This is a genomic window from Fusobacterium varium (assembly GCA_021531615.1).
Classification (GTDB): domain Bacteria; phylum Fusobacteriota; class Fusobacteriia; order Fusobacteriales; family Fusobacteriaceae; genus Fusobacterium_A; species Fusobacterium_A varium_C.
Map to the genome: position 1 here is coordinate 1 of JADYUE010000052.1, position 15,385 is coordinate 15,385.

Genomic DNA, 15,385 nt, shown 5'->3' on the forward strand with positions numbered 1-15,385 from the left:
TCAGCGTTCATCCTGAGCCAGGATCAAACTCTTCGTTCAATCTATTTTACTCAGTTGCATAACTGATTTTTACACCAATTTATTGTTTGTTGATTTTTATCATCTTTCTCTATTCTGTTGCTAATGTCCTTTTATTTTTCATTTCCGCTTTCCTGCGGTACATTAGTTATAATATCACAAAATTTAGATTTCGTCAATAACTTTTTTTATTTTTTAAAGAAAAAAAGTAAAGGCATTAAATAAGCCGAGTTTTGTATGTGCTGATCATTTATCTAATCCTATAATTGCTTATAGTTTCTAGCAACTTACCCTGAAAGCTGGACGAGCAGCCCTTAACCTTTCCTATTTAGTCTTGCTCCAGAGGGGGTTTACCAAGCTTTCTTAGTCTCCTAAGAAACTGGTGGTCTCTTACACCACCTTTTCACCCTTACCATAATGGCGGTCTATTTTCTGTGGCACTTTCCTTAAAGTTACCTTTAGCAGCCGTTAGCTGCCCTCTTGCTCTGCGGAGCTCGGACTTTCCTCTCCTTGTTACCAAGCAGCGATCAACTTTAATACCTTTTTTTATTTTTTTACTATTTTTTTTCTTTTAACTCTCTTCTCTTTTTTTGAATAGAAAGCACTCTTATTATAATACCAAAAATTACAAAAAATGCAATAGCTATACCACCAAAAATATTAAATTTTTCATTTTTACTGACTTCTTCTTCAATAACTATAGGTTCTTCTATATTTATTTTATCTAAAATTCCATCTATTCCTTCTAAAACTTCTATTGAATATTTTCCAATCTCTCCTTTAGAAAGAGTTCCTTCTGCATTATTTAAAATTAGATTTATATCCTCTTGGTGTTCTTCCACATCAATATCTCTAGAAAAATTTAACTCTATTTTTCCCTTGCTGTTTTCCTCTTTTTTTATATTAAGAATTATAACTTTTTCTGGATCTTCTACACTAAATCCCTCTCCTATTGGAAGAGTATTAACATGTATATGGAGTTTTCTCTTTTCTTCTAATTCTGTTACTTTTTGTTCTACACTAACTTTTTCCTCTTCAGAAAAAAGCTTTAAAGTATCGTTAACTCCTGCATAAGAGTTCCCAATCATTACTATTAATCCAATTACTGTTAAAAGTTTTTTCACTCTTTTCTCCTTAATATATTTCAAAAACAGGTCCATCATTAAAAGTTATAACCTCAATACCCATTCCCTCTATATCTTTCCTTAATAATTCTACAAAACAATTTTCACTTTCAAAATGCCCTATATCAAAAACATTTATTCCTGCTTCTTTGGCATCTAAAGCATCATGATACCCTATATCTCCTGTTATAAATAGATCTGCTCCTAAAGATTTAACTTTTCTCCAATAGCTCATTCCAGAACCATTTATTAAAGCAATTTTTTTTATTGTTTTCTCTCTATTTTCACTAATTATTCTTATATTTTTTATCTCCAAGCTATTTTTAACAAAAGTTGCATATTCATCTATACTCAGCTCTTTTGAAAGTGTATATAGCCTTCCTATTCCAACTTCACTATCAAACTCATTTACATCAATAATCTTTGAATTCTCCACTCCTAATAAATTTAAAATATAATCATTTAAACCATCTTTAGATGAGTCTAAGTTTGTATGCATAGCATATAGTGATCTATTATTCTCTATAAGTTTTATTATTTTTCTTCCTAAATTATCCATTGTTGTTATAGTTTTTACTGGTTTAAAAATCATAGGATGATGTGTAATTATTAATTCTGCTCCATTCTTTATTGCATTTTCAATGGCTTTATCTGTGGCATCAAGAGAAAGTTGAACTTTCCTTACCTCTTGATTTAACTTTCCAACAATCAATCCTACATTGTCCCAGTTTTCTGCATTTGCTTTAGGATATTTTTTTTCTAAATTTCCAATTATATCTTTTACTTTTAAAATCATAAAGTTATCTTCCCTTCAACAGTTGAAAGAATTAAAAGTGCTTCTTGGAAAAGAGTTTCTCCTTGTCCTTTTTCTAGCCCTAATTTTTCCTCTATCTCATATATAGAGTGTCTCTTATCTTTTCCAAACCCAAAATAAAGATTTAAAATCTCTATATGTCTTAAACTTAATCTATTACTTAAGTTAAAAAAGTTTATTTTTTTATCAACTAATCTCTCTCTCTTTTCAATAGCTTCAATACTTGGTAAAAGATCTTCCTCTTTTAGATAAACTTCCCCATGTTCATGCTCTTCTTCATGCTCATGGTGATGCTCTTTTCCAAAGTTTTCTTTTTTAGTTTTAAAGTAGTTCATAAACTCATATTTTATATCTTCTACTTTGCTTTGAATAAATAAAACCATCTCTTTTATTATCCAAAATCTACAATAGTTTTTAAATTCTCCATCTTCCTCTACATTATAATTTGATATAGCTTTCATAAGTCCAACTGTTCCCTCTTGAACAATATCCATATAAGCTATTCCCTCTCTAATATAGTTAAATCCTATTGAGGCTACCTCTCCTAAATATTTTATTACAATCTCTTCACTATCTTCAATATTTTTTAATTGCTCTTTTTCTTTCTCTTCACTTATAACTTCTAAATTAGCTATCTCATCAAGATAATCTATAACAGTTTCCTCTGTAAACTCTTCCATATCTTCTAGCTCTTTTAATTTTATATTTTCAACAACAACTTCAACTTCTAAATCCCTATTCTCTTTTAAAAACTCTTTAAATTTCTCATCTTCAGAATATTTATCTATTATAAGTTTTTCTAAATCTTTTAATTTAATACTTTTCATTCTATCCTCCACTAAAGAAATAGGAGCATAAATGCTCCTATTCCCCTTATACTTTAAAATCCTCTAATTTTTTTCTTCTGCTTGGATGTCTTAATTTTCTTAGAGCTTTTACCTCTATTTGTCTGATTCTCTCTCTTGTTACTTTAAAGATTTTTCCAACTTCTTCTAGAGTTTTAGGAGAACCATCATCTAATCCATATCTATATCTTAAAACTCTCTCTTCTCTACTACTTAATGTATTTAATACTCCATCAAGTTGTTCTCTCAATAAAGATCTATTAGTTAATTCATAAGGATTTAACATTTTTTGATCCTCAACAAAATCTCCAAGTTCGCTATCCTCTTCACTTCCTACTGGAGTTTCTAATGATATAGGATCTTGGTTCATCTCTTGTATAGCTTTTACCTTTTCAACTTCCATTCCTAATCTTTCAGCTAATACTTCTGGAGTTGCATCTTTTCCTGTTTCTTGAAGATAGATTCTAGCTTCCTTTTTAATCTTATTGATAGTTTCTATCATATGAACTGGGATTCTAATTGTTCTACCTTGATCTGCAATAGCTCTTGTTATAGCTTGTCTTATCCACCACGTTGCATAAGTTGAGAATTTATATCCTTTTGTATACTCAAATTTCTCAACTGCTTTCATTAGACCTATATTTCCTTCTTGAATTAGATCTAACAGTTTTAAACCTCTATTAGTATGTTTTTTAGCAATACTTACAACAAGTCTTAAGTTAGCTTCAACTAATTGTTTTTGTGCCCAATCATCACCTTCAAGAGCTCTCTTAGCATATTCAAGCTCTTCATCGTGACTTAATAGAGGGATTTGTCCAATCTCTCTCAAATACATTTTTATAGGCTCATCAACTTTCATATCTCCAGATAGATTAAATAGATCATCACTTATTAATTCATCTTCATTGATCTCTTCTAATTCCTCAGGATTAAAATGATCAAAATCATCTAAATCATCTACTCTATCATCAATAAAGTCATCTATCTCATCATCTTCAGGGAAATCCTCTTTCTCTATTACTTTTATCTCTTCTTCTTCTGGAGCTGGCATCGGTTTTGTTTTCGCTTTAGCTTTAGATTTTTCTTTTGTTTTTAAAGCAGTAACTAGTTTCTTTTCTCTATCTATATCTTCTTTTCTAACGATTTTTATCCCTTGTTCCATCATTCCAGTTATCAATTGTTCTATTTTATCAACTGGAAAATCACTCTTTAGCTCATCGTTTATCTCTTCATAAGTTATACACTTATTTTCCATAGCTTTTCTGACTAAAGAAAGAACTTTTTCGTTTTTTATAAAATCCCTCATTATCTGAAGCCTCCTCTAAAAATTTATAGATTAATTATTTCTTCATACTCTTTATATATATCCAATACTTTAGAGAAATTTCCTGCCCTGCTTAACTGCATCTCTATACTCTTTATTTTCATGAAACGGCTCAAATTCTCTCTATTTTTCATCTGTTCCTTTATCTCTATCCTAAACCATGAGACAAAAATCTCTTCTAATAACTTTTGTGTCTTTTCTTCATCAGAAAAATCATTTATTGCTAAACATACAACTATTTCCCACTCTTCAGTTTCAGATTTTGTTAATTCTATCTCATCTTTTATCTCTTTTATAAGATTCTCTATATCTTCTTCATTTCTTTCAAGATACGAAAATATTTTTTTAGTAAGTGACCCTCTTATATTTTTATTTTTAAAATATTGAAAGTAATTTTTATCTTTAACTATTAAAGCTAATGTTAACTCTTCTAACAATGGAGCTGCTGCTTCTCTTATAAAGTTACTACTCTCTTTTACCTCTTCAAATTTTCTACTTTTCTTTTTATTTTTGTCTATAAGAGTTTCTTTTAATATCTCTTTTTCTATATCTAATTGTTTAGATAATTTATCTAAATATAGACTTTTTTCTAAATCTGTTTCTATACATTGAAAGAAATCTTTAAATCTATTTATAAAATTTTGCTTTGACATTGTATTACTTAAATCATACTCTCTTGAGTAGTACTTAAATAAGAAGTCAAATATCTCCACAGAATTTTTTACAGATTTTAAAAATTCATCTTTTCCATAAGTTTTTAAAAATTCATCTGGGTCCTTTGCTCCCTCAAGAACTAAAACTCTAATATTAAATCCTAAAGATTTTAGTATTAATCCTGCTCTTTCTGTTGCTGATTGCCCTGGTGCATCAGAGTCAAAAGCTAGTATCACATTTGAAGTATATCTCTTTAAAAGCTTTCCCTGTTCCTCAGTAAGTGCTGTTCCTAAAGGTGCCAACGTCACATCAAAACCATATAGATATCCAGATAAAACATCCATATATCCTTCCATTAACATAGCATAATTCTTTTTCTTTATTATGCTACTTCTTTCAAGTCCATATAGATTTCTTCCCTTTTTAAAGATAGGAGTATCTGGTGAATTTATATATTTAGGTATCTCTTTATCCTTTTCAAGAGTTCTTCCCCCAAAAGCTATAACCTTTCCAGAAATTGAGTAGATAGGAAAAATAATTCTATTTCTAAAAGTATCATATTGCCCTTTTTCACTCTCTTTTACTAATCCAAGAGCTATTATATCATTTAAACTATGCCCTTTATTTATAAGATAATCATTTAATTCACTCCACCTATTAGGAGCATAACCTAATCTATTTTCTTTTATAATTTTTGGATTTATCTTTCTATTTGATAGATACTCTAAAGCCTCTCTTCCAGAATTGGTAAATATACTCTCTTGAAAAAAACTATGAGCATCTTCCATTATTTTATAATATCTTTCAAGATTTTCATTCTCTCTAGAATCTTCTCTTATACCTTTTATAGGAATACTGTATTTCTTAGACAGTTCCTCTACTGCCTCAGAAAAACTTATTTTTTTATACTTAGAATAAAATGTTACTGGGTTTCCACCTGCTCCACATACGAAACATTTACAAATATTTTTACTTGGATTCACCATAAAAGATGGTGTAGTGTCTGGATGAAATGGACACAACCCTTTATAACTGGAACCTGATTTTTTTAACTCAACAAACTCTCCAACTACCTCTTCAATTTTTAAACTCTCAATAAGCATATCTATATCTTCAGTTTTGTATTTCATCTAAATACAAAAAACTAAAAATATATGATATTTTTCTTTGATATATTCCTTTAATATGCTTTTTTCAAGTTTATTCATAATTGGCTCCTTGGTCGGTTAAAAAAAATTCCGTTATTCTATAGTATAATATATTTTTTATAAATAATCAAATTTTTCATAATAAAATACAAAAAAGAGAGTAACCTGTATCTTTTAGGTCATTCTCTTTTTGTATATAATTCCCTAAATAAGCTTTTTCATTTCTTCTTGAGTTTGATAATTTAGATAATCATCTTTGATTTTATCTTTATTTTCATCAAAGTCTGCAGCTTTATATTTTACTTCTTTTACTTTTTCAAAAATAAAGATTGCATCATTTATAACTGCTGTTTCTATTTTATTTAAAGGAGCTTTGAATATAAGTTTTGTAAGATCACTGTTATATCCTAGATTTGGAATATATCCAGCATCATTTATATTTGAATATAGTCCACTGTGAAGAACATCTTTATTCTCCTTAGCAAGATCTTCAAATTTAACTTTATTTTCAATTAATTTAGCTTTTAATTCTCCTATCTCTTTCTCTTTTTGTTCTAAAGTTTCTTGAGAAATTTTTGGAGTAACTAATATGTGACTAGCTTTAGCTCTCTCTTCCTCATCATTTCTATCAGCTATATAAATTAGATGTTGTCCAAATACAGTTTCAACTGGTTCAGGGTATATTTTTCCAACCTCTCCTTCAAATACTGCTTTTTGGAAAGGCTCAACCATATCTTTTTTAGAGAACCAACCTAAATCTCCACCATTAGAGTTAGGCTCATCAGTGTTTTCTCTTGCCATATCTGCAAAGTTTTCAACTGTTAATTTCTTTAAAAGTTCATTAGCTTTCTCTTTTGCAGCTGCTTTATCAGCTTCAGAAGGATCAACTTTTAATATTGCAATATAAGCATCTGAGCTTGGGAAAACATCATATGCCATTCTATTTTTATTAAAGAACTCTTTTAATTGCTCATCAGTAGGATTTAAAGAGTTTTTTATATTTTCAAAAAGCTCTCTATTATACTCAGCAAATTTATAATCTAATGGAAGATTTTCATCTACTTTTATTCCTCTAGCAACTGCTTCTTTTGCAAGTTTAAATTGATTATCATAGTATTCTTTACTCAATTCTCTTGCTTTCTCTCTATCACCATTAGTTAAAAATAGATTTTGTAAAGTTTTTCTTGCCATATCTAAATTTGTAACAACAAATCCATCTGATTCTAATTCAGGTCTTTCAACATATGCAGAATACTCATCAGCAATATTATCCAATTTTATCTTATTTCTATATTGCTCTAATAATACTGCATACTCTTCATTACCCTTTATCTCTTTTAACTCTTTTACTATACTATCTTTAACTTCATCTAACTTTTTCCCGTTAAACATAGTATATTGATTTTCATCATAGAATTCTTTTATCTCATCTTCTGTCGGAACAACATTTTCACGAATCTTTTCAAGAGTTTTTGCTACAATAAGATTTTTTTCTAGCTCCTCTTTAAAACTTTTTCTTGTGTATCCTTGTACTTGTAACATTCTCTTAAATTGCTCTCTATTTCCAATAGAACTTTCTATTCTATCATATTGTTCACTAACTTCACTTCCAGGGACTTTTACTTTTAAATCTTTAGCTATTTTCAAAGTTAGATTTTTATCAACAACCTCATTAAAAGCTATAATGTCAATTAAACTTCTATCTATTTTATCTCCTAAATACTTTGAGTAACCATCAATCATTGTAGCTTTTGTTCTTTCTACTTCAAGTTTTGATATTTTTTCTCCATCTAATTTAAAAGCATAAGTTGCTCCACCACTACTCATACTTCCTTTAAGGTTCATTATTGTTAAATAACTTCCACTTAATACAAATAATATAGTGACAAACCAGATAATAGGTTTCATCTGTTTACGAAATTTTCTAATTGCCATAATTATGTATTATCAGATATTCTCTGATAAACTCCCCTTTCCTTTTTTATGTATAGCTTACATTATTTTCAATTAGTTCTTTTTATTTAAAATCTAAACCATATTTTCTAATTTTTTCATAAAGAGTTGTTCTTCCAATTCCAAGAAGTTTTGAAGTTTCTTGTTTATTCCATCTTGTTTTTTGTAGAGCAATAGCTATAACTACTTTTTCTACATCTGCTAAACTATATATCTCTTGTTCAAGGATATCTTTTAATGGTCCAACTCCTACAACTGTTTTATTTTCAACAGTATCAGATTTCATTTTTATTTCAAGTGGTAGATCCTCTATTCCAATTATCTTATCTGTAGAAAGGATAACCATTCTTTCTATCATATTTTTTAACTCTCTGATATTTCCAGGATATGAGTATTCCATTAAATATTTCATAGCTTCTCCTGAAATAACTGGAGTATCTCTATGAAGTTCTCTAACTATCTTATTTAAGAAGTAGTTAGCTAATAGAGGGATATCCTCTTTTCTATCTCTTAGAGGTGGAACTTCAATTGGGAATACAGTTAATCTATGATATAGATCTTTTCTGAATTTTCCCTTTTCTGTTTCATCTTTAAGGTCTTTATCACTAGCAACAATAAATCTTACATCTACTCTTCTAGTTTTATTTCCTCCAACTCTTTTTAACTCTCCATATTCAATAACTCTTAGAAGTTTAGATTGAATTTTTACATCCATAGCTGAAATATCATCTAGGAACATAGTTCCTCCATCAGCTTCTTCTAATAATCCTTTTTTACTTGCATTAGCTCCAGTAAATGCTCCCCTTTCATATCCGAAAAGTTCTCTTTCCATTGTTTCTTCTGGCATAGATGCACAACTTACAACAATGTAATTATTTTTTCTTCTATCACTTTTCTTGAAGATCTCTTTAGCTACTAGCTCTTTTCCAAGTCCATTTTCTCCAGTAATAAGAACAGGTAGATCGCTTTCAGCAACTTTTTCTATTAGGTTTTTAACATCTTTAATTCTTGAAGATTGTCCTACTATTTCAGTTTCTTCTTCACTGCTTAGTAATTTTTCCTCTAATTTTCTCTTTTCTTTTAAAATTTCAAGATTTTTAAGAGCTGGCATTATTATTCTGTTCATCTCTCTTAATTCAACTGGTTTCATCATATAGTTATAGATATCTGCATTTTTTAGTTCATTTAAAATCTCTTCATTTTCATCATCTAAAAGAGCAACTACTACAAAATCTTTTCCTATACCATTTAATTTTCTCTTTGCCTCTGCAAAATTAAACCATGTTAAGTACTCATCTAATAGTACAATATCAAAATCACTTTCTCTTAACATATCTAATGCATCAAGAAGATTATTAAATGTTATAATTTCATATTGTTCTGAAAGTTCTTTTCTTATTTGCTTTAATGTTTCTTTTCTTTCTGAAATCGCTAAAATAGCATTCTTCATACCCATCCTCCCTATTTATATCGTTATTTTCAAAAATAATTCATATTTTATTGTTTTCTACTATAATGTATTATAATAGATATTCTGTATTTTTTCAAGACTATTTTTTATTTTTTTAGTAATAATATGTATAAAATAAGTCTTTGAGCTACTTTGTAAGATTGAAAATATCATTAGCTGAGATATAAACAAATAGTGCAAATAGCAACATCATACCTGCTGCATGTATTCTTTCTTCTATTTTTTTGTTAACTTTTATACCCACTAATTCCAATAAAACAAATATTATTCTACCACCATCAAGTGCAGGAAGAGGAAGTAAATTCAAAATCCCTACATTTACAGAAAGTAAAGCTGTCAACCATGCAAGAATCCCTATCCCTTCTTTTGAGGCTTCACCAACAACCTTTATTATTCCTATTGGTCCACTTATCTCTTCACTTTTTACCTTTCCACTTATTACCATTTTTAATCCATCTAAAGTATCTACCATTATCTTTTTTAATCCTAAAAAACTAGCTTTTATAGACTCTCCTAGAGTAAATTTCTCTATATGGTAATCTGGTAAAATTCCTAATATATATCTTTTTGTTTCAGGTTCATAAGTTAATTTCAAATCTACATCTTTTTTCTCATTATCTCTCTCAATAACAAGTTTTATCTCATCTTTTTTTTCTAAACCACTTACAGTTTTACTTATATCATCCCAGTTATTGATATTTACTCCATTTATTGATAAAATCTTATCTTTAGGTAATAAAACTTTACTTCCATTACTCTTTTCTAAAACATGTCCTACTATTGCTTCCTTACTTTGAACAGCTTTTCCATTTATATTAAGCATTATAAAAATAATAGAAAAAGCAAGCAAAAAGTTCATAAATACACCAGCAAAAAGTACTACTAATCTAGCAAAAGGTGACTTACTATTAAAGCCATCTTCTACTTTACTATCAACTTCCATTCCCTCTATATTTACAAAACCACCTAGTGGAATTGCTCTAAAAGAGTATGTTGTATTTATTGTATCATATGAGTATACTTGAGGTCCCATACCTATTGAAAATTCACTTACAGGCATTTTAAAAAATTTTGCTGTAACAAAATGTCCTAGTTCATGAATAAATATAATTATCCCTAGTACAATTATTGCTGCTATTATGTTCATCTATTTCCTCCATTATAAAACTACTTTCTCTACAAGAGAAAAAACCTCTTCCCCTATCTCTTCAATAGTTTTTATTCTATCTCCATCACTGCACTTTATCTCTTTCCAATTATATATATTAGCTATTTTACAAGCATTTGCATGAGATTCCTTTAAATATTCCTTATCTCTTTCGTGAATATCCTTTTTCTCTTCACCAGTTATCTTATTTTTTCTCTCTGCCATTAATTTTACTGCCATATCAGTTGGCATATTTAAAAATATTACCAAGTCTGGACGAGGTATCCCCATTTTCTCATACTCTAAATCCTCTAACCAATTTAGATACTGTTTCTTCTCATCTAAATCTTTAATTTTAGAAGCTTGATGTACCATATTTGAAGTTACATATCTATCTGTAACTATTATTCCATCTTCATTATAAAATTTTTCCCAATCTGTTTTAAACGAAGCATATCTATCTATTGCATACATTGTAGATACAGGATAGGGATTTACCTTCATTGCATCTTCTCCAAATGCTCCTGCTAGATACATCTTTACTGGTTCACAAGCTGGGCTATCATAATTGGGAAAAGATATTTTTTTAACTTTTAACCCTTTCTCCTCTAACTTTTCAAATAATTTTTTAGTTTGTGTTTCTTTTCCACTTGAATCTGTTCCCTCTATAACTATAAGTTTTCCCATTTTTACTCCTCTTTCTCTCCATATTCACTATATACCCATTCTCTTGTCTCTCTATCTACACTTTTAACAGTTTCAACACTATCTATCTCTATAGTAATATGTCTTTCCATAGCTTTTTCTATTATCTCATATATTGTTAAAAATCCTATTTTTCCTTTCATAAACAATTCTACTGCCACTTCATTTGCTGCATTAAATACTGCTGGCATAGACTTTCCTCTTCTCCCTGCTCTATATGCAAGTTCTACTCCTCTAAAAGTTTTATTATCCACTTGTTCAAAAGTCAATGTTGAGGCTTTTGTAAAATCAAGAGGCTCAAAAACTCTGTTTGCTTCTCTCTCTGGATATGTAAAAGCATATTGAATAGGAAGTTTCATATCTGGTGCTCCTAGTTGTGCTATTACAGCTCTATCTTTAAATTCTACCATAGAATGAATTATACTTTGAGGATGAACTAAAACCTCTATATTATCATAGTCTACTCCAAAAAGTTCATGAGCTTCTATAACTTCTAATCCTTTATTTACTAATGATGATGAATCTATAGTTATCTTTTTACCCATAGACCAGTTAGGATGTTTAAGTGCATCTTCTACCTTTACATTTCTTAGTTCCTCTACACTTTTCCCTCTAAAAGTTCCACCACTAGCAGTTATTATAAGCTTATTTACCTCATTTTTTCTTCCACCTAACATAGATTGAAATATTGCTGAATGCTCACTATCTACTGGTACTATCTCTGCTTTTGGATACTCTTTTAAAAGTTTATTTATATATTCTCCAGCTGCAACCATTGTTTCCTTGTTAGCAAGAGCTATTCTCTTTTCATTTTTTATTCCTGCCACTGTTGCCTCTATTCCTATAGCTCCACTTACAGCTGTTAAAAGAATATCATAATCTTTTAGGTTAGCTAATTCTGTCAATCCACTATCTCCTAAAAATAGCTTTACTTCTGGAAACTCTTTACCTATTTCTAAGTATCCCTCTTCAGTTCCTACACAAACATATTTAGGAGAAAATTCTTTTATTTGCTCAATTAATAGTTTATGATTTCTATTTCCACTTAAAGCTACTACTTGAAACTTTCCATTGCTATTTCTTATTACATCTAATGCACTTGTTCCTATACTTCCTGTTGAACCTAATACAACTATTCTTTTCATTAAACCTTCCTCCTACGAAAAAAACAGGGTGAATAAAATTTTTCACCCAATAATTTTATATTATAGTACTACAATTTTTAATAGATAATAAACAACTGGAGCTACAAAAAGCATACTATCAAATCTATCTAATATTCCACCATGCCCTCTCAATATTGTTCCAGAATCTTTAACTTTAAACTCTCTTTTAAACATAGATTCACCTAAATCTCCAATCTGTGCAACAATACTGATAAATACTCCTATTATAATTATATTAAATAATCCTAAATCTCCATTTTCTAAAAGTTTAAAATATTTTTCTAAAAAATATAGAGAACATATTGTAAAAAATATTCCTCCTAAAGATCCCTCTATTGATTTTTTAGGACTTATACTACTGAACCCTCTTTTAAATATTTTTCTACCTATTGTTAATCCTGTAAAATAAGCAAATGTGTCACAAACCCAAACCATTATTTGAGCTGTTAAAAGCCACTTTCCTCCATTTGGTAAAAAACTTATAAGTATCACATGAGAAAATAAAACTGATACATATAATGCCCCTAACAATGTTACTCCTAAATCTGCACTTGAATTTTCAACTTTATTTTGAAGAACTCTATACCCTATTAATAAAACTGTAATCATAGAGAATACAAACATATTATCTATCTCTATTTTTCCTAATTGATTTAAGAAAAGTATATTAGGTATTGCTAAAGCCCCCAATATTCCCATTACTTTATATGGTTTCTTTCCTCCAATTTCTGCCATGTTGTAAAATTCATATGTAGCCATACCTATTATTATGTTTGTAAAGATTAATAAAGGTATTCCACCACTATACAAGATCCAAATAAGAACTGGTATTCCTATTATAGCTACCATTATTCTGCTCAGCATTATTTAACTCCTCCAAATCTTCTATCTCTTTTATTATAAATTTCTATTGCTTTTTCCAATTCCTTCTCATCAAAATCAGGCCATAAAGTATCTGTTATATAGATTTCTGAATATGCTATCTGCCATAGTAAAAAGTTTGATATTCTCAACTCTCCACTTGTTCTTATTAAAAGTTCTGGATCAGGAATATCTCTATACATATATTTTGAGAACTCCTCTTCTGTTATCTCTTTTTTTCCCTCTTTTAATAATCTGTTTATTCCATCTATAATCTCAGCACGTCCACCATAGTTAAATGCTATATTAAGATTAAGCCCTGTATTATTCTTACTTAAATCTTCTAATTTTCTTATTGCTGTTAATAGTGATTCACTTACATTTTCCTCTCTTCCAGAAACTGTAAATTTTATATTATTTTCCATTATATTTTTTTCTTCGCCTTTTAGATAAGTTTTAAATAGAAACATCAAAGCCTCTACCTCTTCCTTACTTCTCTTCCAGTTTTCTGTTGAAAAGGCATATACTGTAAGATGTTTTATCCCTAACTTTGCAGCATGTGTTATTATTTTTCTTAAAGATTTTGCTCCCTCTCTATGTCCTAAAGTTCTAGGTAGCCCTCTTTTTTTAGCCCATCTTCCATTTCCGTCCATTATTATAGCTATATGTTTAGGAATATTTAGTTCCATTTCTTATCACCTCATTATTATTCATTAAATTCTACCATATTTATTGAAATATTTCTATCATATTTCCCATCTCCCTCATAAAAGTGAATAAAAAATTACTATAATGTTTCCTTTTTAACCTTTTATTAAATTTAAACAAATAAAAAAGCTGCTACAAACTAATATTGTAACAGCTCTATATCAAATTTTTAAAATGCTTTCATCTCTAATAATAATCCTTTAAATATTTCAAATCCTAATTCTAAGGCTTTAGGATCAAAATCAAATTTTGGATTATGAAGAGGATATATAAAGTTTTTCTCCTCATTTCTTGTTCCTAATAAAAACATCAATCCTTTATTACCATTTTGTAAATAGAATGAAAAATCTTCTGACCCATTTAATCTAGTTGATTTTATTAATTTTTCTTCTGGAACTACTTTTTCAAGTTTTTTATATAACTCTTCATCATTTATCACTGGTGGATAGAATGGATTAAATACCATATTTATTTTTACTCCAAAAGCAACTTCTAACCCTTTATTTATATTAGTAACTCTTTCTCTAAATAACTCTATTAAATCTGTATTTAGCATTCTTATTGTTCCTAAAATATTTACCTTTTCAGGAATAATATTTCTTACCTCTCCAGCTTTAAAACTTCCTATTGTTAAAACTGCTGTTTCTGAAGGCTCTAAGTTTCTTGAGATGATTGATTGGTATGCTTCAACTAATTTTGCCCCTACCAATATAGAATCTATTCCCTTGTGTGGTTGAGCTCCGTGACACCCTTTTCCAACTATCTCTATATCAAAGTTTATATTTTGAAAACTTACTGCTCCTACTGTTGTTGCTATTTTTCCCTCTTCAATTTCTGGATTTAAATGTAGTGCAAATATTCCATCAAACTTTTTACTTTTAAAAAATTCTGAATTAGCTACAAATCTCGCTCCACCTTTTCCCTCTTCTCCAGATTGGAAAATTAGCATTACAGATTTTTTCAATTTTTTTCCACTTTTTAACTCTTCACTTAGCCATTTAGCAAAGTATAATAGATTTGTTGTATGTCCATCATGCCCACAAGCATGCATCATTCCATCTATTTTTGATTTATAATCCTTTTCTCCCTCTTCTTGAATAGGTAAAGCATCTATATCAGCTCTAAATCCTATCCAATTATCTTCCTCTCCTTCAAAAATAGCCAATGTACTTCTCTCAATTTCAACATACTTTATATCTAAATTTTTTAAAAAATCTCTAATATATTTACTTGTATTATATTCTTGCAAAGCTATCTCTGGCATCTCATGTAGATCTTTTCTTACCTTCTGAACCTCCCACGACTAAAGTCACGGGGTTCTAAAAGTTTAAAACTTTATTTAAGAAGTTTAGTTGTTATGCAACTCTTATTCTTACAGGTGTGTCCAGTTCGCCTCTATTGTATAGGACTTCTAAGTCCACAACTTTACTTTTACTCAATATATTTA

At 29.1% G+C, this 15,385-nt stretch carries 13 protein-coding genes and 1 other RNA gene; all 14 read right to left on the bottom strand.

The genetic code is table 11. From position 1 onward, the window contains the following. Window positions 1–224 precede the first annotated feature (224 nt). The 14 genes from rnpB to I6E31_11440 all read right to left on the bottom strand — a co-directional run bounded on the left by rnpB (window position 225) and on the right by I6E31_11440 (window position 15,202). Window positions 225–562: RNase P RNA component class A (rnpB, locus tag I6E31_11375), an RNA gene on the bottom strand. A gap of 13 nt (window positions 563–575) precedes the next feature. Beyond that, complete coding sequence (locus tag I6E31_11380; GenBank protein ID MCF2640561.1) at window positions 576–1,142, bottom strand: hypothetical protein; 567 nt, start codon at window positions 1,140–1,142, stop codon at window positions 576–578. 10 nt (window positions 1,143–1,152) lie between these two features. After that, window positions 1,153–1,938, bottom strand: a complete 786-nt coding sequence (locus tag I6E31_11385; GenBank protein MCF2640562.1) for a Nif3-like dinuclear metal center hexameric protein — start codon at window positions 1,936–1,938, stop codon at window positions 1,153–1,155. Then, window positions 1,935–2,783 (bottom strand): RNA polymerase subunit sigma, encoded by an 849-nt coding sequence (locus tag I6E31_11390; GenBank protein MCF2640563.1) that lies wholly within the window; start codon window positions 2,781–2,783, stop codon window positions 1,935–1,937. The genes I6E31_11385 and I6E31_11390 overlap by 4 nt, the downstream gene beginning before the upstream one ends. A 46-nt stretch (window positions 2,784–2,829) precedes the next feature. Then, on the bottom strand, window positions 2,830–4,107 hold the full coding sequence (rpoD, locus tag I6E31_11395) for an RNA polymerase sigma factor RpoD (protein ID MCF2640564.1): 1,278 nt from the start codon (window positions 4,105–4,107) through the stop codon (window positions 2,830–2,832). Between the two features lie 23 nt (window positions 4,108–4,130). Then, window positions 4,131–5,909, bottom strand: coding sequence for a DNA primase (locus I6E31_11400; GenBank protein ID MCF2640565.1), 1,779 nt, complete (start codon window positions 5,907–5,909; stop codon window positions 4,131–4,133). Window positions 5,910–6,131: 222 nt separating this feature from the next. Next, a complete protein-coding gene (locus I6E31_11405; protein MCF2640566.1) occupies window positions 6,132–7,862 on the bottom strand; it encodes a peptidylprolyl isomerase in 1,731 nt (576 codons plus the stop codon). 82 nt (window positions 7,863–7,944) lie between these two features. Beyond that, on the bottom strand, window positions 7,945–9,330 hold the full coding sequence (locus I6E31_11410) for a sigma-54-dependent Fis family transcriptional regulator (protein MCF2640567.1): 1,386 nt from the start codon (window positions 9,328–9,330) through the stop codon (window positions 7,945–7,947). Window positions 9,331–9,478: 148 nt separating this feature from the next. Further along, a complete protein-coding gene (locus I6E31_11415; GenBank protein ID MCF2640568.1) occupies window positions 9,479–10,498 on the bottom strand; it encodes a site-2 protease family protein in 1,020 nt (339 codons plus the stop codon). A 12-nt stretch (window positions 10,499–10,510) separates the two neighbouring features. After that, window positions 10,511–11,185: a thymidylate kinase gene (locus I6E31_11420; protein MCF2640569.1), complete on the bottom strand. Its 675-nt coding sequence runs from the start codon at window positions 11,183–11,185 to the stop codon at window positions 10,511–10,513. Window positions 11,186–11,187: 2 nt separating this feature from the next. Further along, window positions 11,188–12,348: a 1-deoxy-D-xylulose-5-phosphate reductoisomerase gene (locus I6E31_11425; protein MCF2640570.1), complete on the bottom strand. Its 1,161-nt coding sequence runs from the start codon at window positions 12,346–12,348 to the stop codon at window positions 11,188–11,190. 60 nt (window positions 12,349–12,408) lie between these two features. Then, window positions 12,409–13,233, bottom strand: coding sequence for a phosphatidate cytidylyltransferase (locus I6E31_11430; protein ID MCF2640571.1), 825 nt, complete (start codon window positions 13,231–13,233; stop codon window positions 12,409–12,411). Then, window positions 13,233–13,919 carry an isoprenyl transferase gene (locus tag I6E31_11435; protein MCF2640572.1) on the bottom strand — a complete coding sequence of 229 codons (687 nt, stop codon included), beginning with the start codon at window positions 13,917–13,919 and terminating at the stop codon, window positions 13,233–13,235. Before I6E31_11435 ends, I6E31_11430 begins: the two co-directional genes overlap by 1 nt. A gap of 188 nt (window positions 13,920–14,107) precedes the next feature. After that, window positions 14,108–15,202: an amidohydrolase gene (locus tag I6E31_11440; GenBank protein ID MCF2640573.1), complete on the bottom strand. Its 1,095-nt coding sequence runs from the start codon at window positions 15,200–15,202 to the stop codon at window positions 14,108–14,110. Between the last annotated feature and the right edge of the window lie 183 nt (window positions 15,203–15,385).